The sequence below is a fragment of the Streptomyces sp. DSM 15324 genome, from assembly GCF_001514285.1.
In the GTDB taxonomy this organism is placed as follows: domain Bacteria; phylum Actinomycetota; class Actinomycetes; order Streptomycetales; family Streptomycetaceae; genus Streptomyces.
Genome location: NZ_KQ949023.1, coordinates 187,662 through 210,868, shown reverse-complemented (window position 1 = coordinate 210,868; position 23,207 = coordinate 187,662). Strand labels below are relative to the sequence as shown.

General features: G+C 72.4%; 23 protein-coding genes and 1 tRNA gene. 10 read left to right on the top strand and 14 right to left on the bottom strand.

Annotated elements, in window-relative coordinates; genetic code table 11:
* Nucleotides 1-47 precede the first annotated feature (47 nt).
* Nucleotides 48-1,268 (bottom strand): SPFH domain-containing protein, encoded by a 1,221-nt coding sequence (locus AQJ58_RS00905; RefSeq protein WP_079078629.1) that lies wholly within the window; start codon nt 1,266-1,268, stop codon nt 48-50.
* A 119-nt stretch (nt 1,269-1,387) separates the two neighbouring features.
* Nucleotides 1,388-2,746 carry a peptidoglycan-binding protein gene (locus AQJ58_RS00900; protein WP_067243861.1) on the bottom strand — a complete coding sequence of 453 codons (1,359 nt, stop codon included), beginning with the start codon at nt 2,744-2,746 and terminating at the stop codon, nt 1,388-1,390.
* A 184-nt stretch (nt 2,747-2,930) separates the two neighbouring features.
* Here AQJ58_RS00900 and AQJ58_RS00895 point away from each other — a divergent pair.
* Nucleotides 2,931-3,004 (top strand) — tRNA-Lys (locus AQJ58_RS00895).
* Between the two features lie 99 nt (nt 3,005-3,103).
* Here AQJ58_RS00895 and AQJ58_RS00890 read toward each other — a convergent pair.
* From AQJ58_RS00890 to AQJ58_RS00865, 6 genes are all read right to left on the bottom strand, one after another.
* The gene (locus tag AQJ58_RS00890; protein WP_079078628.1) at nt 3,104-4,249 is read right to left on the bottom strand and encodes a glycoside hydrolase family 6 protein; all 1,146 of its coding nucleotides are present in this window, start codon (nt 4,247-4,249) and stop codon (nt 3,104-3,106) included.
* A 261-nt stretch (nt 4,250-4,510) separates the two neighbouring features.
* Complete coding sequence (locus tag AQJ58_RS00885) at nt 4,511-5,167, bottom strand: class F sortase (protein ID WP_067243860.1); 657 nt, start codon at nt 5,165-5,167, stop codon at nt 4,511-4,513.
* 3 nt (nt 5,168-5,170) lie between these two features.
* Nucleotides 5,171-5,779, bottom strand: a complete 609-nt coding sequence (locus AQJ58_RS00880) for a hypothetical protein (RefSeq protein ID WP_067243858.1) — start codon at nt 5,777-5,779, stop codon at nt 5,171-5,173.
* A 118-nt stretch (nt 5,780-5,897) separates the two neighbouring features.
* Nucleotides 5,898-6,677 carry an HAD-IIA family hydrolase gene (locus AQJ58_RS00875; RefSeq protein WP_067243857.1) on the bottom strand — a complete coding sequence of 260 codons (780 nt, stop codon included), beginning with the start codon at nt 6,675-6,677 and terminating at the stop codon, nt 5,898-5,900.
* A gap of 119 nt (nt 6,678-6,796) precedes the next feature.
* Nucleotides 6,797-7,678: a hypothetical protein gene (locus AQJ58_RS00870; RefSeq protein WP_067243856.1), complete on the bottom strand. Its 882-nt coding sequence runs from the start codon at nt 7,676-7,678 to the stop codon at nt 6,797-6,799.
* A 103-nt stretch (nt 7,679-7,781) separates the two neighbouring features.
* Nucleotides 7,782-8,942: an ROK family transcriptional regulator gene (locus tag AQJ58_RS00865; protein WP_079078627.1), complete on the bottom strand. Its 1,161-nt coding sequence runs from the start codon at nt 8,940-8,942 to the stop codon at nt 7,782-7,784.
* Here AQJ58_RS00865 and AQJ58_RS00860 point away from each other — a divergent pair.
* Nucleotides 8,941-10,026 carry a Gfo/Idh/MocA family protein gene (locus tag AQJ58_RS00860; protein WP_067243853.1) on the top strand — a complete coding sequence of 362 codons (1,086 nt, stop codon included), beginning with the start codon at nt 8,941-8,943 and terminating at the stop codon, nt 10,024-10,026. The genes AQJ58_RS00865 and AQJ58_RS00860 overlap by 2 nt on opposite strands.
* The gene (locus AQJ58_RS00855) at nt 10,023-10,529 is read left to right on the top strand and encodes a heme-degrading domain-containing protein (RefSeq protein WP_067243851.1); all 507 of its coding nucleotides are present in this window, start codon (nt 10,023-10,025) and stop codon (nt 10,527-10,529) included. The genes AQJ58_RS00860 and AQJ58_RS00855 overlap by 4 nt, the downstream gene beginning before the upstream one ends.
* A gap of 211 nt (nt 10,530-10,740) precedes the next feature.
* Here AQJ58_RS00855 and AQJ58_RS00850 read toward each other — a convergent pair whose 3' ends face one another.
* The 3 genes from AQJ58_RS00850 to AQJ58_RS00840 all read right to left on the bottom strand — a co-directional run bounded on the left by AQJ58_RS00850 (nt 10,741) and on the right by AQJ58_RS00840 (nt 12,808).
* A complete protein-coding gene (locus AQJ58_RS00850; RefSeq protein ID WP_067245581.1) occupies nt 10,741-11,598 on the bottom strand; it encodes a fumarylacetoacetate hydrolase family protein in 858 nt (285 codons plus the stop codon).
* A gap of 100 nt (nt 11,599-11,698) precedes the next feature.
* Nucleotides 11,699-12,400 carry a YidC/Oxa1 family membrane protein insertase gene (locus AQJ58_RS00845; RefSeq protein WP_067243849.1) on the bottom strand — a complete coding sequence of 234 codons (702 nt, stop codon included), beginning with the start codon at nt 12,398-12,400 and terminating at the stop codon, nt 11,699-11,701.
* 96 nt (nt 12,401-12,496) lie between these two features.
* Complete coding sequence (locus AQJ58_RS00840; protein WP_067243848.1) at nt 12,497-12,808, bottom strand: DUF6412 domain-containing protein; 312 nt, start codon at nt 12,806-12,808, stop codon at nt 12,497-12,499.
* A gap of 208 nt (nt 12,809-13,016) precedes the next feature.
* Between AQJ58_RS00840 and AQJ58_RS00835 the strand changes: the two genes are divergently transcribed.
* Nucleotides 13,017-13,775 carry a hypothetical protein gene (locus AQJ58_RS00835; RefSeq protein ID WP_067243846.1) on the top strand — a complete coding sequence of 253 codons (759 nt, stop codon included), beginning with the start codon at nt 13,017-13,019 and terminating at the stop codon, nt 13,773-13,775.
* Complete coding sequence (locus AQJ58_RS00830) at nt 13,768-14,151, top strand: GntR family transcriptional regulator (RefSeq protein WP_067243845.1); 384 nt, start codon at nt 13,768-13,770, stop codon at nt 14,149-14,151. The genes AQJ58_RS00835 and AQJ58_RS00830 overlap by 8 nt, the downstream gene beginning before the upstream one ends.
* A 118-nt stretch (nt 14,152-14,269) precedes the next feature.
* Here AQJ58_RS00830 and AQJ58_RS00825 read toward each other — a convergent pair whose 3' ends face one another.
* Entirely contained in the window at nt 14,270-15,076 is an 807-nt protein-coding gene (locus AQJ58_RS00825; RefSeq protein WP_067243843.1) for a class E sortase, read from the bottom strand.
* Nucleotides 15,077-15,286: 210 nt separating this feature from the next.
* Between AQJ58_RS00825 and AQJ58_RS00820 the strand changes: the two genes are divergently transcribed.
* The 5 genes from AQJ58_RS00820 (at nt 15,287) to AQJ58_RS00805 (ending at nt 21,318) form a co-directional block, all read left to right on the top strand.
* Nucleotides 15,287-16,762 (top strand): glycoside hydrolase, encoded by a 1,476-nt coding sequence (locus tag AQJ58_RS00820; protein ID WP_067243839.1) that lies wholly within the window; start codon nt 15,287-15,289, stop codon nt 16,760-16,762.
* 209 nt (nt 16,763-16,971) lie between these two features.
* A complete protein-coding gene (locus tag AQJ58_RS00815) occupies nt 16,972-17,997 on the top strand; it encodes a tetratricopeptide repeat protein (protein WP_067243837.1) in 1,026 nt (341 codons plus the stop codon).
* Between the two features lie 530 nt (nt 17,998-18,527).
* Complete coding sequence (locus AQJ58_RS40275) at nt 18,528-18,929, top strand: very short patch repair endonuclease (RefSeq protein ID WP_079078626.1); 402 nt, start codon at nt 18,528-18,530, stop codon at nt 18,927-18,929.
* Nucleotides 18,926-19,921, top strand: a complete 996-nt coding sequence (locus AQJ58_RS00810; protein ID WP_067243836.1) for a DNA cytosine methyltransferase — start codon at nt 18,926-18,928, stop codon at nt 19,919-19,921. The genes AQJ58_RS40275 and AQJ58_RS00810 overlap by 4 nt, the downstream gene beginning before the upstream one ends.
* Nucleotides 19,922-19,932: 11 nt before the next feature.
* Complete coding sequence (locus AQJ58_RS00805; RefSeq protein WP_067243835.1) at nt 19,933-21,318, top strand: DNA cytosine methyltransferase; 1,386 nt, start codon at nt 19,933-19,935, stop codon at nt 21,316-21,318.
* An 18-nt stretch (nt 21,319-21,336) separates the two neighbouring features.
* Here the strand turns inward: AQJ58_RS00805 and AQJ58_RS00800 are convergent, their stop codons facing one another.
* Nucleotides 21,337-22,215 (bottom strand): DUF6339 family protein, encoded by an 879-nt coding sequence (locus AQJ58_RS00800; protein WP_067243832.1) that lies wholly within the window; start codon nt 22,213-22,215, stop codon nt 21,337-21,339.
* A complete protein-coding gene (locus tag AQJ58_RS00795; RefSeq protein ID WP_067243830.1) occupies nt 22,212-23,207 on the bottom strand; it encodes a hypothetical protein in 996 nt (331 codons plus the stop codon). Before AQJ58_RS00795 ends, AQJ58_RS00800 begins: the two co-directional genes overlap by 4 nt.

The following is a 23,207-nucleotide window of genomic DNA, read 5'->3' as shown; positions in this document are numbered from 1 at the left end:
AGACCAAGTGCGAGATTATGGCCGTTCCATGAGCATGTCCAGACCAATCACGGGGTCTGTTCTCCGCGGCCCGCCGCGAACGCCACCGTCAGGTCCTTCACCAGCGCCTTGCGCTCGTAGTCGTCCAGCTCCACCAGACCGCGCATGGTCAGCCGGGTCACCGTGTCCTCCACCGAGTCGACCACCGAGGTCAGCACGGTCGCCCGGTGCTGGGCGTCGAGCGCGGCGATCCGCCGCCGGTGCATCGCGGCGGCGACCTCCGGGGCGTACTCGATCCGCAGGGGCTGCACCGAGAACACCTCCACGCCGACCGCGCCCGCGTCCCGCGCGACCCGCCGGGTCAGCGCCTCCCCCGCCGCCTCGACCGACCCCCGGCCGGCCCCCGGCGGCTCCACCGGGATCCGGGCGAGCGCCGCCTCCACGCACTCCCGCAGATACGTCTCGTGGTCCTCGACGCCCAGCGTGGCCCGCGCGGTGTCCCGCACCCGCCACACCACGAGGACGACCACCCGCAGCGCGACCCCGCTGCCGTCGGCCGCCGGCATCGGCTCACCGCGCCAGTGCCGCAGCCGGACGTCGACCCGCCGGCGCAGCAGCAGCGGATTGACCCAGAGGAGACCGGTACGGCGGACGGTCCCCCGGTAGCGCCCGAACAGACCGAGCACCCAGGCCTGCCCCGTCCGCCCCCGGGCCAGCCCCCCGAACCCGAACAGCCCCAGGGCCCCGGCTCCCGCGTACGCCGCCCACTGCGCCGGACCGAGCCCGGCCCCCGCCCACGCGGGCAGCCGCAGCGCCTGCTCCACCAGCGGCGGCAGCACCCCCGCCCACCAGGAGGCGGCCACACAGCCCGCCGCCCCGCAGACCCCGGCGAGCACCCCGGCCGCACCCGGCAGCACCCGCGCGGCCCGCTCCACCAGGGCCGGGTCGACCTCGGCCTGCGGCCGCGCCTTCGCCGCCACCGGCCGCCTGAGCCGCGGCGGCTCCCCGCTCGGGCTCCCCGCCACGGCGGCGCCCACCACGGCGGGCCCCACTACGGCGGGCCCCACCGCGACCGACCGCGGTCCGGCCTCGTCGCGGAACAGCAGATGGACGGGGATCTCGGTGGTCGCCTCGTTCTGGATGAGCCGCCCGCCGCGCCCCTCCCCCACGGGCGGGGGCGGCGCCGACGGCACCGGTGCGGCGGGGCCGGACTCCGCGGTCCCGTCCGCCGCCGCGCCGGGGTCCGAGGACCTGCCGGGCTCGGGTGTGTGTGAAGTGGTCGGGTGCATTGCGTGCCTCCAGCCTCCGCGCCAGATACGCCATGACAGTGAGTGGGCGGCCCACGAGTGACCCCACGGGGACCCCACGGGCCGAGGAGTACGAACGGAACGGCTGCGGTCGGCTCCCGTCACCCCTGGGCGAACAGGCGCCGCCAGGTCTCCGGCCCCGGGTAGCCGTCCGCCGCGCCGCCGCGCCAGCCCTGGGCCCGCTGGAACGCCTCGACGGCCCGCCGGTCCGCCTCGCCCCAGCGCGCTCCGGGACCCTGGGCGTAGTACCTGCCGAACCCTTTTTTCACGAGCTGCCTCCCCAGCTGCGTGACATACGCGTTCTGCGCCCCCGGCCGGAACGCGCCGCGGCCGGGGAAGGCCGGCGCGCGCGACGCGGGGGGCCCGGGTGCGGGTGCGGGGGCGGACGCGGCGGGGGCGATGTCCCGGCCCCCTCCCGTGCTCAGCAGCAGCCAGGTCTGGGGGCCGGGAAGACCGTCCGCCTGGGCGCCGCGCCAGCCCTGCGCCTGCTGGAACGCCTGGGTGGCCCGGCGGTCCGCCTCCGACCAGCGGGGGCCGGGCCCCGAGACGTAGAAGCGGGCCCCGCCGCGCGCCACGAGGAGCCGGCCGAGCCGGGTGACGTACGGGTTGTTCGCCCCGGGACCGAAGAACGACGGGCCGGGGTAGGCCACGGCCGACCCGGCGCTCCCGGCGCCCTCGCCGTCCGTCGCCTGCGGCCCGGACGCCTGTGTACCGGACCCCGCCACGAGGCCTTTGTAGCGGTACGGGACATAGCGGTCGGCATGGCTCCAGTAGGCGTAGGGGGTGGCCTGGCCGCGTGCGGTCGGGCGGGTCTGTTCGTAGGCGAGGTAGTAGGTGTGGGTGTAGTCCGTCCAGCCGCCGAAAATGACGACGTGCGAGCCTTTCTGGGGGTCGTCCGGATTGTGGAAGAGAAGAATGTCGCCGGGCTGGAGTTCCTCCTTGGAAATACGCGTCCCGTACTGGGCGAGCGTGCCCGTCCATTCGTTCCCGGGCAGCTGCCAGGCCATCGAGACGAATCCCGAGCAGTCCTGCCGGTAACCGTCGGACCAGTACGCGCTCGTGCTGTACGGCACCTGCGCCGCGACCCACTCCTTGGCCCGCCGGATGATCTCCGCGCGGGTCGTCGCCGGAGTTCTCACGGTGGCCTCGGGCTGGGCGGGCCGCCCGCCCGGACCGTGCAGCGGCGCTGTGCCGCCCTGAGGGGTTTCCGGCTCGTCACCTGCGGGGATTCCCGGCCGGGCGGGGGCCTGCGGGGCGGCGAGGGCGGGGACGGCGTGGCCCGCGCCGAGCGTCGCGGCCGCCGCGGTGGCGACGACGAGCGTCCGCCGGGGGGCCGGATGACCGCCGAACCGGGAGGACCCCGACACGGCGGAATGGGGATGCAGCAGGCGCCAGTGCGCGCATCCGGGGCAGTCGCAGTCACTCGCGGGATCGAATTCCTCGAATACCGGAGCCTCCATGCGATTCCCCTCACACTCCAGATGGAAATGTCCGCGGCTGTGCACGTCCGTCAGTTTCTCAACTGACGCTCCGGCGCGCATGCTGACGGTCCGAATGATGTACCCCGGCCCGGAGGGGAGGGCGGCCCCGGCCGGGGTGGTCGGGGGCACCCTCCGGCGTCCTGTAGAGTTACGACGTCAGCAGGCGCCGCTAGCTCAGTTGGTTAGAGCAGCTGACTCTTAATCAGCGGGTCCGGGGTTCGAGTCCCTGGCGGCGCACAGACGGCAGAGGCCCCTCGCGGAAGCGGGGGGCCTTTCGCGTGCCTTTCGCGTGCCTTGCGCATGCCTTTCGCGTGGCGCGGTCGAGGGTCGCCGTGATCAGCGGGTGAGGCCGAGCGCGTACTCCGGCCACCACCGGCCCGCCTTCGGACCCCCCTTGCACTCCCCGTCCGACTCCCCCGGGGTCTTCACCCACAGGTAGGCGTCCACCAGGGGGTCGGCCGTCCTCGTGGTCGGCGGGGTGCCCAGGGCCCGGCCCGGGGGGTTGCACCAGCGTTTCGCCGGGTCGCCCTCGCGGTACGGCCCGTTGCCGTTGCGGCTGGTGTCGACGACGAAGTGCTTGCCGCCGACCGCCGCGGACAGCTGTCTGCCGTACGCCAGGGAGTCCCCGGTGGAGTAGAAGTTGGCGACGTTGACCGCGAAGCCGTCGGCCCGGGCCACGCCCGCCCGCAGCAGCGCCCGGTCCATCCCGGCCGTCCGGCCCCGGCCCGCGTTGCCCGCGTCCAGGTAGACCTTGGTGTGCTTGAGCGACGTGAGGGTGGTGACCGCGTCCGCCAGGAGGGCGTACCGCTCCTCGCGCAGGGCGGCCGGGGTGCAGCCGTCGACCAGGTGGAGGAGTGCGTCGGGCTCCACGACGACGAACGCGGGGCGGTCGGCGATGCCCCGGGCCACCGCAGCGGTCCAGGCACGGTAGGCGGCGCCGTCGGCCGCGCCGCCCCGGGAGTACTGGCCGCAGTCGCGGTGCGGGATGTCGTAGAGGACGAGCAGCGGGATCCGGCCCGCCCGTGCGGCGGCCTCGGTGACGGCGCGGGCCCGCGCCTCCGGCTCCGCACCGCCGAGCCACTCCCCGGTCGCCCGCCCGGCGATCCGCCGGACCGCCGCCGCCTCGGCCGCCCTGCCCTCGCCCTCGTACACGGCGAGCTGCCGGGCGGCCGGGCTCCCGGGGTCGGCCCAGAAGGGCTCGTCGAAGGCGGTACCCCCCTGCCCGCCCCGCGAACCGACCGCGCCCTGCCCCACCGGGGCCTGCCGGGCGGGGGCCTCGCCCGCCTGGGCCTCCCCGGCGAGGGGCTCACCCGCCTGCGCCTCCCCCGCGTGAGCCTGACCAGCTGAGGTCTCGCCCGCCGAGTTCTCACCCGACCGGGCCTCCCCACGTGCGGCACCTCCGGTCGTGCCCACTGCGGGAGCGGCGCCGCCGGGAGCGGCCCCGCCGGGCGGGGGCTCCCCGGCCGCACTCGCCCCAGCCATGGCCTCACCCGCCGGGGCATCACCAGCCGAGGCTTCCCCGGCCGGGGCATCACCCGCCTGAGACTCCCCGCGTGCGGTACCCCCGGCCCGGAGCTTCCCGGTCTCGGCGCTTCCATGAGCGCCGGTCTCGGTGTCGTCGGCTCCCGACGGGCCCGAGGTGCAGCCCGTGAGGAGCAGGAGCGCGCCCACGGCCGTACTCAGGAGCGCGCCCCGCAGGGCCGTGGCTCCCCTTCCGGCATCCATCCGCATCCCCTCGCGCGGTCAGGCTCGGCCGGTCAGGTACGCCGACACGATCACGTTCGCCGTGTAGCTGCGGCTCACCCGGTCGAAGGTGCCGCCGCAGGTGATGAGACGGAGTTCGGCGCGGTCGGCCTGCCGGGTGCCGTAGGCCTCCCGGGCGTCGAAGTCGGCGCGCTGGACGACCTCGACCTCGTCCACGGTGAACTCGGCGACCCTGCCGTCGTCGCGCACCACCCGGATCGTCTCGCCCGCCCGCATGGTGCTGAGCTTGTAGAAGACGGCGGGGCGGGTCTCGGTGTCGACGTGCCCGACCATCAGCGCGGTGCCCCGGGCGCCGGGTTTCGCACCGGCCGCGTACCAGCCGACGACGCCCGCCTGGTCGAACGGCGGCGGGTCGATCCCGCCCGCGGCGTCCAGGCCCCGCGCGACGACCGGGGCCTGCACGCCCAGTTCGGGGATGTCGATGCGCTGCGGCAGCGCGGCCGTGAGCGGTGTGGCGGCGGGCGGCAGCTCGGCGTCGGCCGGGCGGCCCACGGCGGCCACGTCACCCGTGGTCGGCGCGGACGCCCCCGGCCGTACGTCGGTCACCTCGCGCCCCCACAGCCACAGCCCGAGCAGCAGCACCGCCCAGGCCACTCCGGTGACCACGCGGCCGGAGGAGCGTTCGGGGTCGGCCATCGCTCAGCCCGTCCCGCGGCCCCGGCGGGCGGCGCGGGTGGCCCGGGTGCCCCGGTACGCCACCACGGCCGCGGCCACACCCGCCAGCACCAGCCCGGTGACGGTCTGCGCCGTACCGGGGCCCTCCACCCGCGCCTCGTCGGCGGCGGCGAGCGGCGCGGTGCCGCCGCCGCCCGCGTGCACGGGGGCGACCGGGGAGGCGGGGGTGTCGCCGGGGACCGTCGGCCGCGCGGGCGACTGCGACGGTCCGCGGCCCGGCGCCACGATCGTGATGCGGCCCTTGACCTGGAAGTCGACGCAGGTGATCCGCACGTCGTAGGTGCCGGCCGTGATCGAGGAGCGGACCCGGGTCTCGCCGACGAGGGTGCCGCCCGTGCCGACGACGACGAGGCGGGCGTCGGCGACGAAGGCCGTAGAGGCCGCGGTGGCGGTCTTCCCGCCGCAGCCGCTGACCCTCAGGACGACCTCGGCGCCGGGCGTCGGGGTCTCGGGCGTGACGGAGACGCTGCCGCCCTTGCCGCCGCCGTCCTCGGCGAAGGCGTGGACCGTGGGGAGGAGCATCGCGGCGGCAGCCGCGGCGCCCGCACAGAGCGTGACTTTCAGTGAACTCATCGTGAACCTCCAGCTCTCTGGAGACTCCCCCGCCGAGACCCCGCGCGCATCCTCCGGCGGGGTCTCACTACTCCGTACGGGTGGGTTGTGGGGCCGGCCGGGTTTCGGCTCCGGCGGCTCAGATCCGGTCGACGAGGTCCGCGATGGAGTCGACGACCTGCGAGGGGCGGTACGGGAAGTTCTCCACCTGCTCGGGGCGGGTCAGGCCGGTGAGCACCAGGAAGGTCTGCATCCCGGCCTCCATGCCGGCCAGCACGTCGGTGTCCATGCGGTCGCCGATCATCGCGCTGGTCTCGGAGTGCGCGCCGATCGCGTTGAGGCCGGTGCGCATCATCAGCGGGTTCGGCTTGCCGGCGAAGTACGGCTGCTTGCCGGTCGCCTTGGTGATCAGCGCGGCGACGGCCCCGGTGGCCGGGAGGGGGCCCTCGGTGGACGGGCCGGTCTCGTCCGGGTTGGTGCAGATGAACCGGGCGCCGTCGTTGATCAGCCGGACCGCCTTGGTCATGGCCTCGAAGGAGTACGTGCGCGTCTCGCCGAGGACGACGTAGTCGGGCTCGTGGTCGGTGAGGACGTAGCCGATGTCGTGCAGGGCGGTGGTGAGGCCGGCCTCGCCGATGACGTACGCCGTGCCGCCCGGCCGCTGGTCGCCCAGGAACTGGGCGGTGGCCAGGGCCGAGGTCCAGATGTTGTCGATGGGCACGTCCAGTCCCATGCGCCGCAGCCGGGCGTGCAGGTCGCGCGGGGTGTAGATCGAGTTGTTGGTCAGCACCAGGAACGGCCTGCCGGACTCGCGCAGCTTCTTCAGGAAGGCGTCGGCTCCGGGGATCGGAACGCCCTCGTGGATGAGCACACCGTCCATGTCGGTGAGCCACGACTCGATGGGCTTGCGGTCTGCCATGTGCGGGATCTCCTGCCGTACGCGGGTGCCGCCCCAGCCTAATCACCGCCCGATCTTGAGGGAATGCCCGGAATCGGAGCATCCGAGGGCGGGGAGACGCTCCCCGGGACCGGAGCGGCTCAGTTGCGGCGGCGGGCGAGCAGGACAGCGATGCCGGCGGCGACGAAGCAGGCGGTGGCGGCGAGGAGGGCGGAGATCGAGCCGAGGCCGCTGCGGGCGAGTTCGGCGGCCTCGTCGGCGAGGGAGGGGGTGCCGGTGGGGCGGGGCGAGGCGGAGGAGTCGGAGGAGGACGGGGAGGCGGACGGGGCGGGGGGAGTGACGGGGGTGGTCCCGGGCGCGGTGGTGGCGCCGCCCTCGGTGGGTGTCTCGCTCGCGGGGGCCTCGGGCGCGGCGCTCGTCCGGGGCCCGCCCTCGACGGCGAACCGGTAGTCGTTCGACTGCCCGATCCAGTCGCCGTCGTCGCCGTGCCGCTGGACGAGCGCCGCGTTGGCGGTGATGTCGTCGGCCGCGGTGTCCGAGGTGAGCGCGAGCCGCACCCGGACGGTGAGGGTCTCGCGGGGGGCGACCGTGAAGCCGGGGAAGGCGCCGGGCTCCCCGTCGGGGCCGTCGGTGAAGACGCCGACCAGCTCGTCCTCGTCGGTCGTCTCGAAGCGGACCGGATGCGGCCGGCCGTCCGCGTAGAAGTCCAGGTGCGGTTGGCCGGGCCGCAGGGCGCGCCCGGAGTCGACGAGGACGACGACCGGGTGGACCCCCGCGCAGGCGCGGTCCGTGGTGTTGGTGAGGTCGAGGTACCAGGTGCCGTAGCCGCCGCCCGCCCGGTAGGAGTCGGGGCCGCCGTGCAGCCGGGTGGTGAGGGGGAACGCGGTGGCGTCGGGACCGGCACACGGCGCGCCGTCCTCGGCGTGCGCGGGCACGGCGAGCAGGGCGGCGGTCGCGGCGGCGACGGCGGCTGCGGTCGCGGCACGGCGGAGGGCGTCGGGCGTGGACACTCGCATGGTCATGTGAGCCTGCCGGGCGGGAGGGGGTCCGGGGCGCCGACACGACCGTACGACTATGCGATGGACCTATTTTTCACCCCCTCGGTGCAGGCTTGTGCGGGTGCCGTCAGCCGTCGCCCCTGCCGAACACGGGCGCCAGCAGGAGCTGGGCCGCGCCGTCCGCGACCGCCCGGTCCCCGCCCGGGGCGAGCCGTACGGGTACGGCCTCGGGCAGGCCCTCGCGGCGGGCGCGGTCGGCGAGCACCGAGGTGACCCCGCGGACGAAGGGCCCCGGTGTCGCCGTGACGGTACGGCCGCCCAGCAGGACCAGGTCGATGTCGAGCAGTCCGACGAGGTTGGCGGCCCCTTCGCCGAGCACCCGGGCGGCCTCGCTCACGTCACCCTTGCCGATCGCCGCGAGGCACAGCGCCTCGACGCAGCCCCGGTTGCCGCACCAGCAGTGCAGCCCGTCCATCTGGATCACCTGGTGGCCGAACTCGCCGGCCCCGGTGCGCGCGCCCCGGTGCACGGTCCCGCCGATCACCAGGCCGGCCCCGAGCCCCGTACCGAGGTGGAGGTAGGCGAAGGAGCCGCGTTCGCCGCCGACGGCGAGTCCGAGGGCGGCGGCGTTGGTGTCCTTGTCGACGACGACCGGCACCCCGAGGCGATCGGCGAGGGCGTCGCGCAGGGGGAAGCCGTCCCACTCCGCGAAGCCGGTGACGCGGTGGAGCACCCCGTTGACGTGGTCGAGCGGGCCGGGCAGCGCGATCCCGACCCCGAGCAGCGAGCCGCTCGTGCCGTGCGCCAGTCCCCCGGCCTCCCGCACCACCGTGTCCAGGACCGCCTCGGCGCCCGCGCCGAGGTCCAGCGGTACCAGCCGCTCCCCCACCACGCTCCCGTCGAGGTCGGTCAGCACCGCCCGCAGCTCGTCGCGGTCCAGATGGACGCCGACGGCGTGCCCGGCCCCCGGGACCAGGCGCAGCAGGGTGCGCGGTTTGCCGCCGGTCGAGGCGCGCTGACCCGCCTCGGCCGCGAATCCCTCCTCCCGCAGCCGTGCGGTGATCTTGCTGACGGCTTGCGGGGTGAGCCCGGTGCGGTCGGCCAGCTCCAGCCTGCTGATGCCGTCCCGGCCGGCCGCCCGCAGCAGGTCCAGTACCAGCGCGGCGTTGTGGTTGCGCAGGTCCGGCAGGTTCACGCCGGTCGTGCGCCCGGTTCCGTTCGTCCCGTTCACCCCTCCATTCTCCCCCTTGCTTGCACTTTGGCAACAGCGTTGCGAAAGTGGGGCCATGACTGGACGCAAGACTGGCGAGACCCCGGTGCGCGTGGGCCTGATCGGCTACGGCCTCGCGGGATCGGTCTTCCACGCCCCGCTGATCGCCGCCACGGAGGGCCTGACCCTGGACACGGTGGTCACCTCGAACCCCGAGCGGCAGGACCAGGCCCGCGCCGAGTTCCCGGACGTACGGCTCGCCGCGACCGCCGAGGACCTCCTCGCCCGCGCCGACGAGCTGGACCTGGTCGTCGTCGCGTCCCCGAACCGCACCCACGTCCCGCTGGCCACGGCCGCCCTGGAGGCGGGCCTCGCCGTCGTCGTGGACAAGCCGGTCGCCGGCACCGCCGCTAAGGCACGCGCCCTCGCCGCCCTCGCCGACGAGCGGGGCCTGTTCCTCTCCGTCTTCCAGAACCGACGCTGGGACAACGACTTCCTCACCCTGCGCGCCCTGCTGGCCGACGGCGAGCTGGGCGACGTACGACGGTTCGAGTCGCGCTTCGAACGGTGGCGGCCGCAGCCGAAGGGCGGCTGGCGGGAGTCCGGCGACCCCGCAGAGATCGGAGGTCTGCTGTACGACCTCGGGAGCCATGTCGTCGACCAGGCGCTGACCCTGTTCGGCCCCGCCGCGTCCGTGTACGCCGAGGCGGACGTCCGGCGCCCCGGCGCGCAGGCCGACGACGACACCTTCGTCGCGCTCACGCATCGCAGCGGGGTCCGCTCCCACCTCTACGTGTCCGCGACCACCCCCCAGCTCGGTCCGCGCCTGCGGGTCCTGGGCTCGACGGCGGGCTACGTGAAGTACGGCCTGGACCCGCAGGAGGCGGCGCTGCGCGAGGGCGGACGCCCCGGACCCGGCTGGGGCGAGGAACCCGAGGAGCTGTGGGGCCGCGTCGGCGCCGGGGAATCCCCCCTGACCGGCGGCGGCCGACCCGTACGGACCCTCCCCGGGAACTATCCCGCCTACTACGCTGCGGTGGCCAAGGCACTGATCGACGGCGGCCCGAACCCGGTGACCGCCGCCGAGGCGGCCGCCGCCCTCGACGTCCTGGAGGCGGCCCGCCGTTCGGCACGAGACGGAGTGGCGGTGACGCTGTCATGAGCACCCACGAGCTGACCCCGAAGTTCACCCCGGAGATCACCCCGAGCCTGGAGGAGCTCCGGGCGCAGGAACGACGGCTGGTCTTCCGCCAGTTCACCCACGAGGACGCCTGGGCGCTCGGCTCGCTCCTGGTGGAGATGGCCCGCGAGCGCGAGGCCCCGGTGGCGGTCGACATCCACCGCTGCGGCTCGCAGCTCTTCCACGCGGCCCTACCCGGCTCCACCCCCGACAACGACGCCTGGATCGCCCGCAAGCGCCGCGTGGTGGAACGCTACAGCGCCTCCTCCTACCTGGTCGGCGCCCGCTTCCGCGCGAGGGGCACGACGTTCGAGGAGTCCTCCCGCCTCGACCAGGACACCTACGCGGCCCACGGCGGCTCCTTCCCCATCACCGTGGACGGAGTGGGCGTGGTGGGCGCGGTGACGGTCTCGGGCCTACCCCAACTGGAGGACCACCGCTTCGTGGTCGAGGCACTGGAACGGTTCCTGGAGAAGTACCTGTAGAAGGACCTTGCTCGGGGGCACAGGGAACTGCGCGTTCTTTCCGGGGGCGCGGGGAACTGCGCAATCTTTTCGGGGGCGCGGGGAACTGCGCAATCTCTTCAGGGGCGCGGGGAACTGCGCATCCTTCAGGGGCGCGGGGAACTGCGCGACAAGCCACACCGGGCCCGCACCCGACACACCACCGCACTTCCCCGCCCCCCAAGCGGAGCGCTCACGCGTCCTTGAACTCCTGCCGCTGCCTACCCAGCCCCGAGATCTCCAGCTCCACGACGTCCCCCGCCCTCAGGAACGGCTTCGGCTCGGGCTCGCCCAGCGCCACCCCCGCCGGCGTCCCCGTGTTGATCACGTCCCCGGGGTAGAGCGTCATGAACTGGCTGACGTACCGCACGACCTCCCCCACGGGGAAGATCTGCTCGGCCGTGGTCCCGTCCTGCTTCAGCTCCCCGTTGACCCACAGCCGCAGCGACAGCTCCTGCGGATCGCCGACCTCGTCGGCGGTCACCAGCCACGGTCCCAGGGGGTTGAACGTCTCGCAGTTCTTCCCCTTGTCCCAGGTCCCGCCCCGCTCGATCTGGAACTCCCGTTCGGACACGTCGTGCGCCACCGCGTACCCGGCGACATGCGCGAGCCCCTCCTCGGCCGACTCCAGGTAGCGGGCCGTGCGCCCGATGACGACGGCCAGCTCCACCTCCCAGTCGGTCTTCACGGACCCGCGCGGGACGAGCACGGTGTCGTACGGACCGACGACCGTGTCCGCCGCCTTGAAGAAGACGACGGGCTCGGCCGGCGGCTCGGCGCCGGTCTCCCGGGCGTGGTCGTGGTAGTTCAGCCCGATGCACACGATCTTGCCGATCCGGGCCAGCGGCGGCCCGATCCGCAGCCCGGTCGCGTCGAGCGCGGGCAGGTCGCCGGCCTCGGCGGCTGCGCGGACGCGGCCGAGCGCGTCGGCGTCGGCGAGCAGCGCGCCGTCGATGTCGTCCACGACACCCGACAGGTCCCGCAGGGTTGCGTCGGCGTCGAGGAGCGCGGGACGCTCCGCGCCCGCCGTACCGACTCGCAGAAGTTTCATGATCACCATCTCCGGGTGCAGCCATCCGATGTCTGGCCGATCCTCCAAGCTGCGCCTGCACTCCGCAATACCCGGTTCACGTACTGGACCGTCACCATGGTCACCGGTACAGCGCGGCCCGCTCGACCGCGCTCCACGTCGTACTGGTGATGACGTACAGCGCCGCGGCGAGCGGGACCACGGCCACGGTGACCAGGGTGAAGAAGGACAGGAACGGCATGACCTTGGTGATCGCACCGAGGCCGGGCACCTCCTGGCCGGTGCCGGTCTCGGGCAGCGGGACCCGCCTGGCCCGCAGGAAGTTGACCGTGGCGACGGCCGCGACGACGGCGAACAGCGCCAGGTAGACCAGCCCGGCCGGCCCGAACGGCCCGTCACCGCCCAGCGCGTCGGTCCAGCGGTCGCCGAGGGGCGCGGCGAGGAGCCGATGGGCGAGCAGGGCGTTGGCCTCGCCGCCGATCGAGGTGCTGGAGAAGAGGTGGTAGAGCAGGAAGAACGCGGGCACCTGGCAGAGGCTGGGCAGCAGCCCGGACAGCGGCGACACCTTTTCCTCGGCGTGCAGGTCGAGCACCGCCCGCTGGAGCCTCTCGGGGTTGCGCGCGTGCTTCCTGCGCAGTTCGGCGATCCTCGGCTGGAGCGCCGTCCGGGCCTTCTGGCCGCGGGCCGCCGCCCGGGACAGGGGGTGGACGAGGAGTCGTACGGCCGCCGTGAACAGGACGATCGCGGCAGCCGCCGCGGACGCGCCGAACAGCGGCTGGAGCAGGTCGGCGAGGTGCTCGACCAGGGTGGCGAAAACGGACATGGGTGAGGAGCCCTCCGGGGGTCTCGTCGTGCCGGAACTGCGGAAAGGGGCGGCATGACGACCCGCGCGGGGTCACGGGGAGAAGACGGACGTGCCCTACGCGGCGGTCGCCGGGAGGGCGGGGCCGGGGGCTCGGGGGCGGGGCCGGCCGGAGGCGTCCGGGTCGCGTTGCGGCAGGAAGGCCGTGCGCCGGGCGCGGTCCCTGATGGCCGTGCGTACCCGGGTGGGCGGGACGACGGGCGCGCTGCGGGAGGCGACCAGGGCGCAGACCGCGAGCGCGGAGGAGGCGGCGGCGGTCGCGGCGAGCGCGACGGCGGCCGAGAGGCTGCCGGTGTCGAGGAGCAGGACGTCGAGCACGAGGAAGAGGAGCAGCGGCGCGGAACGCGCGGTGAGCCGCTTGCGGATCACGTTCCCCCCTCCCCCTTCTCGCACGTCTCGCTTCTCGCACGTCTCGCAGGTCTCGCCCGTCTCCCCTATGGACGTCCGGGACCGGTACCAGGGTTCCACACCCGGGGCGTTCGGCGCACCGCCGCCTTGTATCAAGGGTTTGACACAAGAAGCCGCCCCCGGCATCTTGTACTCACCACTTGATACAAGCATTCCACCGGGGGACGACATGATCGACACCGTCACGCCCGAGAGACTCCTGGCCCGGGCCGACCTCTGCGCCCGCTGGGCGGGGCTCGCGCTCGGGGCGGCGGTCGCCCAGGGGCTGGCCACGATGGACAGTGACGACATGGCCATGCCGTTCGTGGCGGCCGTCACCGCCTTCGGACTGTGCGCCGTGGGCGGGGTCCTGCTCGGCGACTCCCTCACCCCCGCCCCGCAGGACCGGGTCCGCAGGGCGGCCCTCTCCCCGCGCCGGGTCCGCGACCACGTACCGCCACGGATGGCCCGGCTGCTCGTCCTGCAGTCGGCGTTCCTCGTCCTGCTGCTGACGATCGGGATCGCCGCGGCCGACGCCGACCGCGCGGGCCACAGCGGCCGGGCGCTCGCCGTCACCTGCGCCGTGGGCCTGACCCGCCGGCTCACCCCCTGGCCCGGCCTCCACTACGCCACCCCGGTCCTGGTCTCCGTCACTCTCGGCACCGCGGCCTGCGCCTGGGCTCTGCGCCGCATCGCCCACCGCCCGGGCGAGAACCGGCAGCGCCACGACCGCAGTTGGGCGATCACCGCGGCCTGGGGCCTGCTCGTCTCCAGCCAGCTGCTGCTGGTCCTGGGCATGATCGGCAGAGTGCTGTTCTACTCACGATGCGCCGGAATGCTGGGCAACGTCACCGCCCTGGTGATCTACCCGCTGGGCCTGCTCAGCCTGTTCGCCCTCGGCTGGTCCGTGTTCACCATCGTGGTCCCCCGGGCCGTCGACGATGAGTGAGGCCGCCGTCCGGGTCGACACGACCAGCCAGGTCCCGCCGTACGAGCAGATCCGCGCGCAGCTCGCCACGCTGATCCTCACCGGCCGGCTGACCGAGGGCGAACGCCTGCCGACCGTCCGCCAGCTCGCCGCCGACCTGGGCCTCGCGCCCGGCACCGTGGCCCGCGCCTACCGCGAGCTGGAGGCCGCCGAACTGATCCGCACCCGGCGCGGCGCCGGCACCCGCGTCGCGGCCCTGCCCACCGGGCCGGTCCGCTTCGACCCCGCCCAACTCGCCACCCTCACCCGCGACTTCACCGCGGTCGCCCGGGCCATCGGCGCGAGCCCGGAGGCGATCCTCACGGCGGTGCGGGAGGCACTGGGGAGGGGAGGATGAACAGCCGACCCGGTGGGACATCGTCTCGTCGGACGACCCACGCGGCCCGCCCACCCTTGCCGGCGCACCCACCCTTGCCGGCCCACCCACCCTTGCCAGGTGGGCCTCCCCGGGCCGGCTACCCGCGGGGCCGCGACGCGACGAGCTTCCCCCACACCACCAGCCGGTAGCGCGAGGTGTACTCGGGGGTGCAGGTGGTGAGCGTGAGGTAGTGGCCCGGGAGGGTGTAGCCGTAGGCGGGCTCGGTCAGGGAGCGGGGCACGGGCCGGACCACGCCCGAGTCGCGGGGTGAGGTCCGCGGCAGGATCTTGTCGACGGTGTACGTGTAGGTCGTGCTCCTCGTCTCCACCTCCACCCTGTCGCCCTTCCTGAGGCGGTTGAGGTGCCGGAAGGGTTCGCCGTGGGTGTTGCGGTGCCCGGCGACCGCGAAGTTGCCTGCCTGGCCCGGCTGTTGGGTGTGGGCGTAGTGGCCGACGTACCCCTTGTTCAGCACCTTCTGCTTGTCGGTGCCCTCGGCGACGGGGACCCGGAGACCGAGGCGGGGGATGCGGAGGACGGCGTAGGCCTCGGAGGCACGGGGGTTCGTACCGCCGCCCGAGCCGGACGTCGTACCGGAGGTCGTCCCGCCCGTCGCACCGGAGCCGGACGAGTCCGTGGCGGAGCCGCCGGACGCCCCGCCCCCGCCGCCGCCCGAGAGGTCGTGCCCGCGGTCGCCGCCCCACTCCCGCTCCAGCGCCTCCACCTTCCGTTCGGCGCCCTCCCGCGCCTCCCGGTTGGTCCACCACAGCTGATGGGCGACGAGGAGGAGAACCAACACCCCGGTGGTGACGAGGAGTTCGGCGCCGGTCCAGAGCACCCGCCGGTACCGGGCACGCCGACGCAGGGAGCTGTGCTGCACGAGGGGGATCCGCACGCTGCGTGCCATCGGGGCACCATAAGGCCGTACGGACGAGCTCTCCAGAGCCTTGCGCGCACGACCTGCGCATTCGCCCCCGAACCCTCGCCGGGTACCCGGCCCACCCCTTCCTCCACAGGTTGGAGAAAGGGCTGTCCAAACTCTCGACAACCCCACGCGCCACACCCGATGCTTCGTTTCGGCCGCACGGGACCGGCCACAACTCGGAGCGGAGTAGCCATGATCCGACGCAGGACACTGCTGGCCGCCACCGGCGGCGCGCTCTTCGGCAGCGCAGTGGCGACGGGCACCGCCCACGCCGACGCCACCATCGCCGTCAACCCGTCGACCTCCTACGGCACCTGGGAGGGCTGGGGCACCTCCCTCGCCTGGTGGGCCAACGTCTTCGGCGCCCGGGACGACTTCGCCGACGCCTTCTTCACCACCAAGTCGGTGACCTACAACGGCACGAGCCTGCCCGGCCTCGGCCTGAACATCGCCCGCTACAACCTCGGCGCGTGCAGCTGGAACACGGTGAGCGGCGAGTCGATGGTGGCCTCCGCCAGCATCCCCGCCTTCAAGCAGATCGAGGGCTACTGGCAGGACTGGAACAACGAGGACCCCACGTCCTCGGCCTGGAACTGGACGGCGGACGCGACCCAGCGCGCGATGCTCCAGAAGGCGGTCTCCCGCGGGGCGACCACCGAACTCTTCGCCAACTCCCCCATGTGGTGGATGTGTCTGAACCACAACCCGTCCGGTGCCTCCGGCGGCGGCAACAACCTCCAGTCCTGGAACTACCGCCAGCACGCCTCGCACCTGGCCGCGGTCGCCCTCTACGCCAAGAACAACTGGGGCGTGAACTTCGCGACGGTCGACCCCTTCAACGAGCCCTCGTCCTCCTGGTGGACGGCGACCGGCACGCAGGAGGGCTGCCACATGGACGCGACCGTCCAGGCGGCCGTCCTGCCGTACCTGCGCAGTGAGCTGGACAAGCGCGGCCTGACGTCGATGAGGATCTCCGCGAGCGACGAGACCAACTACGACCTGGCCCGCACCACCTGGAACTCCTTCTCCTCCACCACGAAGGGCTACGTCAACCGGGTCAACGTCCACGGCTACCAGGGCTCGGGCGGCCGAAGGGACCTGTTGTACACGGATGTGGTGACGACGGCCGGCAAGGCCCTGTGGAACTCCGAGACCGGCGACAGCGACGGCACCGGCTACACCATGGCCTTCAACCTCCTCTACGACTTCCGCTGGCTGCACCCGACGGCGTGGGTCTACTGGCAGGTCATGGACCCGACGGCGGGCTGGGGCGTGATCAAGTACGACGCGAGCACCCTCCAGGCCGGCGCGGTCGAGACGAAGTACTACGTGATGGCCCAGTTCAGCAGGCACATCCGCCCCGGCATGAAGATCCTCGACACGGGCGTCGCCAACGCGGTGGCGGCGTACGACGCGACGGCGAAGCGTCTCGTCATCGTGGCCCTGAACACCTCCACCTCCGCCCAGACCCTGACCTTCGACCTCTCCCGCTTCACCACGGTCTCCGGCGGCACCAGCGGCCTGGTCCCGCGCTGGTCCACCCTGACGTCCGGCGGCGGCGACCTCTACAAGGCCCGCTCGGACACCTTCCTCAGCGGCAAGACGGTGGCGCTGTCCTTCCCGGCGAAGTCGGTGCAGACGCTCCAGGTGGACAACGTGACCATCTGATCCGCTCCTCGGCACCCGCCCCGAGCCCTCGCCGCCGCACCGCGACGAGGGCTCGGCCCGCTCGGCGAGGGCCCGCGCCGGGCCCCGCACCGGGGCCCTGGCCGGGTCTCGCACCGGGGCCCTGGTCAAGCTCCTGGTCGGGCTCCTGGCCGATAGCTGCCCCACCAGGTACCTGACCTTTGTCACCGACGGGCAGTACGGTGTCGTGCATGCGCCCCGACACGCCCGCCGAAAACGTCGACCACACCGCCGAAGCGGCCCGCCTGGAGCGGACCGCCGGCCTGTACCCCGAGGACGCCGAGCCGCTGCTGCTCCAGGCCGCGGCCCACCTGGAACTCTCCGGCGACCGCCCCGCCGCGAGCACGCTCTACGACCGCCTGCTCTCCTCCGCGGACGGCGGCGACGACCTGGACAACCCCCACCTGGTCCGCGCCCTCAAGGCCTCGAACCTCTGGGAGTACGGCCACGAGGCCGAGGCCCGCGCGATCATCGAGGGCATCCGCGCGGCCGCCCCGCGCGACCCGGCCCCCTGGGTGATCGTCGCGGAGGCCCTGGAGTCCCACGACGAGCTGGAGGCGGCGGAGGCGGCGTTCACGGAGGGGGCGAAGGTCCTGCTGACCGACGTACCGGAGCCTCCGTACGCGACGCACGCCCTGCTGTTCGGCCGCCACCGCGTACGGCGCATGCTGGGCGCCGCGCACGACGAGTGGGACGCGCTGGCCGACACGCTCCACTCCTCCCCGGTCTCCCTGGACGAACTCCACGACCCCAAGCGCGTCTGGTCCCTGGGCTCGGACAACCCGGCGGAACTGGAGGCGGAGATCTCCCGCCTCCGCGCCGAACTCGGCACCTACCGCGAGGCCCTCTCCCGCCCGTTCCCGGTGGCGGTCCTGCACTGGCCGGCGACCGAACTGACGGAACTGGTGTCCGCGTATCCGACCCTCTCCACGGAGTACACCTCGCACGAGGAGCACCTGGCGACGATAGAGGCGTCCCTACGAGAACTGGCGGCCTCCGGCACCCCGAACCTGGGCATCGTCACGGGCACGGTCCCCTCCTACGAGGCCTTCGCGGCGTCGGAGGGGGCGACTCCGGGGGACGGTGATCTGTTGCCCCAGTACGCGACGACTTTGGCAGCGCGGGGGAGGGCTGTGGCTTGGCCGCCGCAGCGGGGGGCTTCCTGCTGGTGTGGGTCGGCGTCGGCGTATGAGGGGTGCCACGGACTCAAGACCTGACCTTCACCGTGCCCGGAGCACGCCCGCACAGCCCGCCAGACAGCCTGGCGGGTTTTCGGCGTCTGTGAACGCCGACACGACCCGATTCGCTCGCGGTAGACGGGGGGGTGCGTTGGTGTATGTGCCGGATGAAACCCTGAGCCGACCCTGGCGGCAGGCCCCACTGGGCCCCTGCCACCACTCGGTGGGAAATCCGCCGCCCCCCGGCGTGCAGGCGAGACGCGACCGCGCCCCCACACCCACGCCCAGAACGAAGCTCACGCAAGGGACCCCCACCCGCGCCCCCCGTTCCCCTGGCCGCTCGCTCGCTTCTCCCCCGTGTTGGAGCGGGTCGGGTCAAGGGGGGGGAAGCGAGTGGCCTACGGCGCCGGGTGCCGTGATCATTGGAAGGGGCTCGGGCAGAGGCACGGCGACTCGGTCTCGAGGATGGCACCACACCCGGGACAAAGGCTTGGGCAACATCTCGGACCCGCCGGCAGAATGCTTGCGTGTCTGGTGCTGTCCCATCCTCCCCATCCGTCTCGGCCCGCATGAGCCGCCAGGGTTCCCGCGATACGGCCCCGGAGGTCGCCGTCCGACGGCTACTGCACGCGTCGGGACTCCGTTACCGAGTCAATGTGCCCGTACCGGGAATGCCTCGTCGAACCATCGACATCGTCTTCAGCAAAGCCAAGATCGCGATCTTCCTGGACGGCTGCTTCTGGCACGGCTGCCCCGTGCACGCAACGCATCCGAAGGTCAACGCGGAGTGGTGGCGGGCGAAACTCGACAAGAACATGGCGCGCGATCTTGAGACGACTGAACACCTCACCGCCGCAGGGTGGACAGTGCTGCGCTTCTGGGAGCACGAAGCTCCCGAGGAAGTAGCCGGACGGGTGGGAGCAGTTGTGGAGTGGCGGCGGACGGAAGGGACCCGGGGGAGAAGAGAATGAGTGGACTGACCTTCGTCGATGTGTGCTCCGGGGCCGGTGGGCTCGCCCTCGGCCTCGAACAGGCGGGGTTCGAGCCGCGCCTGTTGCTGGACGACGACGAGTTGGCCGTCGGCACTCTGCGGGCCAACAGGCCGGGTTGGAACGTACTTCACACCGACCTGATGGAGTTCGACCCGGCCGAGTACCCCGTGAGCCATGATGTGGATCTCCTGTCCGCCGGCCTGCCACGAGTGAAGTCCAGTGCGAGCGTCGGACGCGCGGATTCGCGTGTGGAGGAGCGGTTGCTGGAGGCCACGATCTTTCTCGTCCATGCGATCAGGCCTCGCGCGGTACTCATCGAGAACGTTCCCGGGCTCGCGCACTCGGCCGCCTACCAGCCCTTCCGGGACTTCGCCCGAGCCGAACTGGCCCACCTGGGCTATGAGTTCAGCTGGTTCGTCGTGAACGCCGTCGACTTCGGCGTGCCTCAGAACCGCAAGCAGGGCGTCCTGGTCGCCATCGAGCGGAAGTGGGCCGCGGCGTTCCGGCCGCCGGCACCAACCGTGCCGCAGCCGACGACGGTCGGTGCCGTTCTGGGGCCTTCCATGGCCGCACGCGGTTGGCGGGACGCCGCCTGTTGGGCCGCCCAAGCCGATCGACCGGCTCCGACTCTGGTCGGTGGCTCGAAGAACCGGGGCGGCGCGGATCTAGGGCCGACGGGAGCCAAGAACACCTGGGCGACCATGGGTGTCAACGGTCACACCGTGGGCGACGAGGTTCCCGACGCGGACTTCGTATGGGATCCCACACTCGGCAGGGATCACATGGTGAAGATCACGCCCACGCAGGCTGCGCTGTTGCAAGGCTTCCCCGAGACGTGGGAGATCACCGGGCGCAAGACCGCCCGGTACCGCCAGATCGGACACGCGACACCACCACCCGTGGGGAAGGCACTGGGACGAGCTGTCGCCGCTGCCCTCATTCTGGAACCACCCGCCCCGCCGGCCGGCTAGAATTCCGCCACATGACCAGCACGGCGTCCCTCAAGTACATCCTCGACCAGCCTTTTGTCCTTGACCTCTTCGCAGGTCCTGGTGGGCTGGACGTCGCTGGTCACTCGCTCGACATCCCGAGTCTCGGTATCGAGTGGGACAAGAGCGCGTGCCTGACCCGGTACGCCGCCGGGTTGGACACCCTCCACGCCGATGTGAGTGCGGTACGCAGGGACGCCTTCGAGACGCTACCGCCGGAGATCAACGTGCTCGCCGGCGGCCCTCCGTGCCAGACGTACTCGGTGGCCGGGCACGGCGCCGGGCGCCAAGCTCTGGACAGGGTCAAGGAGTACATCGAGCGACTGATGGCGGGCGACTCCGACCAAGAGATCGACGAGGACCTGAAGACCCTGACCGATCCACGCACCGCGTTGGTCCTCGAGCCCCTCCGATACGCGATTCAGGCGACCAGGAGCCCTAACCGGGAGCACCGCCCGTACGACGTCATCGTCCTGGAGCAGGTCCGCGAGGTCGAGGCGCTCTGGAAGCACTATGCCAAGGTGCTGGAGGAGACAGGGCTGCCCGACGGGACCAAGTACAAGGTCGTCGTCGATGTCCTCGACACCGAGACCTACGGGGTTCCGCAGACGCGATCCCGCGCGGTGCTGATCGCTCGGCGCGAGGGGCTTGGTGAGCCCTCGCTTCCCTCGCCGACCCACCAATCCTACGAAGCCAAGGGATGGCACCGAAGGAACGGGAAGAACGAGCAGGGGGACCAGGCCGCCGCAGACCAAGTCCGTCAGGCGACCCTCTACGATGGCGCCGAACCGGAGACCCATGGGCACCGGGCGACAGGCGACGAGGGCCTGCGACCCTGGAGGTCGATGGGTGATGCCCTGGCGAACCAGGTGGGCTCACATCCGGGGCGCCGCACTCCGTTCCTGGTTCGCTCGAACTACGGCAGCTCCAGCCACCCCGGACGACGAGGCGTGCGAAGCGACCAACAGCCCGCCTTCACCGTCACCGGCAAAATCAGCCGCTTCGTAGTCTTCCAACACCTCGACGAGAGCATCGTCTACGAGGGCGCACGGTTCAGCATGAACGAGGCTGGGATGCTGCAGAGCTTCCCGCCGGACTATCCGTGGTCCGGTACGGCGCAGGCCCAGCAGGTGGGCAACGCCGTACCGCCGCTGTTCGGTGCACACCTGCTGAGCGCAGCTCTCGGGCTTCCCAGGCCGGACCCGGAAGCGTTGAGCAAGCCGTGGCAGCCGGCCACGGAGGAGCAGCGGGCCAAGCTGCGGAGCAACGGCTGTGGGGCCGCCAACGACTGCACCGACAAGTGCCCGCGGCCCAAGGACCAAGTGCCGCCGCCCTCTTCCGTGCGCCCGCGCAAGAGCAAGAAGGCGTCGGCGAAATAGTCCGAGAACGGCTCCAGGTCAATCCCCGCTCTTCCTGCCCCTGACCGGCGCAGTCTCGAACATGTCCGCGAAGTAGCTGGTGAGCACCGCCACGGATTCCTCGGGGACGGGATCCTCGTCGGGCCCCTTCGGGAGTTCGTACCGCTCAACCGGTGGCGCGGATTCCGCCTGCGCGATCCAGTCCCGCAGATGGACGGGGTCGCGGGGTTCATCCGGCGCGAGAACGTCGTAGACCAGGGTCGCGCCGGCCGCATTGATCGCGACGCTGAGGCCATCGACCTCTCGCCCAGTGGTGACCAGTCCATTCTTCAGCAGGCGGACCACAGCCTGAGCAGTGGGGCGGTGGTCGATTATCTCCTTCTTCAGAACGCTGTGGATGAGGTCCTGGTTTCTGCAGGCGGCCTCGACCGGCTCGTAGTCCGCCCCGTTCCTGAACAGCTCAGCTGCCCACCACAGGCGTGAAAAACACTGCCGATCGGCAGATCCCCGGAAGCGCTCCGCGGGGACACGCCTTTCCGGCTTCTTCGCCGTCGGTTCCGAAAGGTGACGCCAGACCACGTAGTCGGGAGCCACTGCCAACGCGAGGTGGTTCCACAGACGCTTGTCCGCCGCCTCCCGCCGCGTCAGCCGCAGCGTGGCGTGGAGCCGAGGCGCCAACCACGCGTCGGCTCGGGTGCGGTCCTCCCGAAACTCGAACATGGCGTCTTCCACCAGGCTTCGGAGCGGCTCGACCCACCATCTGGCGTCGTCCTCCGGAAGCAGCTCCACGACCTTGGCGAGGTCGATGCCGGCATGCACCTGTTCGCCCTTGAGCAGTCCCTCGGTGAGAAACGGGTCGGCGGCCGAGGCGTCGAGCAGCGCCAGGCGCTCCGGGACATGGCTCGGTTTGGTGATCACGTCTCGCTCTCCCGGTTCATCTGTTCCAGCCCGCGAATGACATAGGCGAGGGCCTTGGTGGCGTCGGCGCGGCGGATCGCCGCGTAGTGGATGCGGGTCTGGAGTTCCACCCAGCCCGAGTCTCCGGTGCGGCGGCGGTGCACCTGCCGTAGCGCCTCCTCGACGTGTACGCCGGGGACCACATCGGGGAGCATCTCCCGCAGCACCTCGCCCCGCCAGTCGGTCGGGAAGACCGGACCGGCGCCGGGTTCCACCTCCAGGTCGCCGATGGCACCGTGGAACACCGCTGTCCAAACGTCGGTGGACATCTGCGCGACCAAGAGGTCGCGCACCTTGCTCTCCACAGCCGACCCGTTGCTGTCCAGTAGTCCGAGGATTCCCTCGACATCGGTGTTCACGAACACCGTCGGGACCCGGGCGGCAGCGTCCACGACCCAGGGGGCATCGGCATACGCCTGCAACCATTCCCGCGAACTCTTCTTGAACGAGGCTCTGCGCACCTCCAGTCGGAGCTCCTGGACCGGGTCGTCCGAGACCGTGTCGATGACCCAGTTCCGGTCAGTTTCGGCGATGGACCGCCCCCGCACCCCGCCGACCGTTCCCACCGCGTATGCGGTGAGGGAGGCACGCCCCAGGTGGTCGTCACGGAGCACCTCGACGGAGCCCGACCAGTCCCGGCCGTCCTCCGTGTCCCGCGTGAGATCCGTGGACGTACGGGCATTGGTCTCGCCATCGGTCACCACGGCAAGGACGCGTAGCTCGGACCAGGCGACATCGGGCGCGTTCGCACCGGGTGGCAGCGTGGCGGAGAGCCCGATCGTGGCGCTCACCCAGTCGGCGTGGCCCGCGATGCCGAGCGCGACGGCCTGCTGCTGGGTGGAGAACGCGGTGGTCTCCAACTGATCCCGGGTGCCGTCGGGCAGCTTGAGGGAGACCGAGGTCACCCTGAGCGTGACCGGTCGCTTGAGGCGATCGTAGGGGTAGGACTTCAC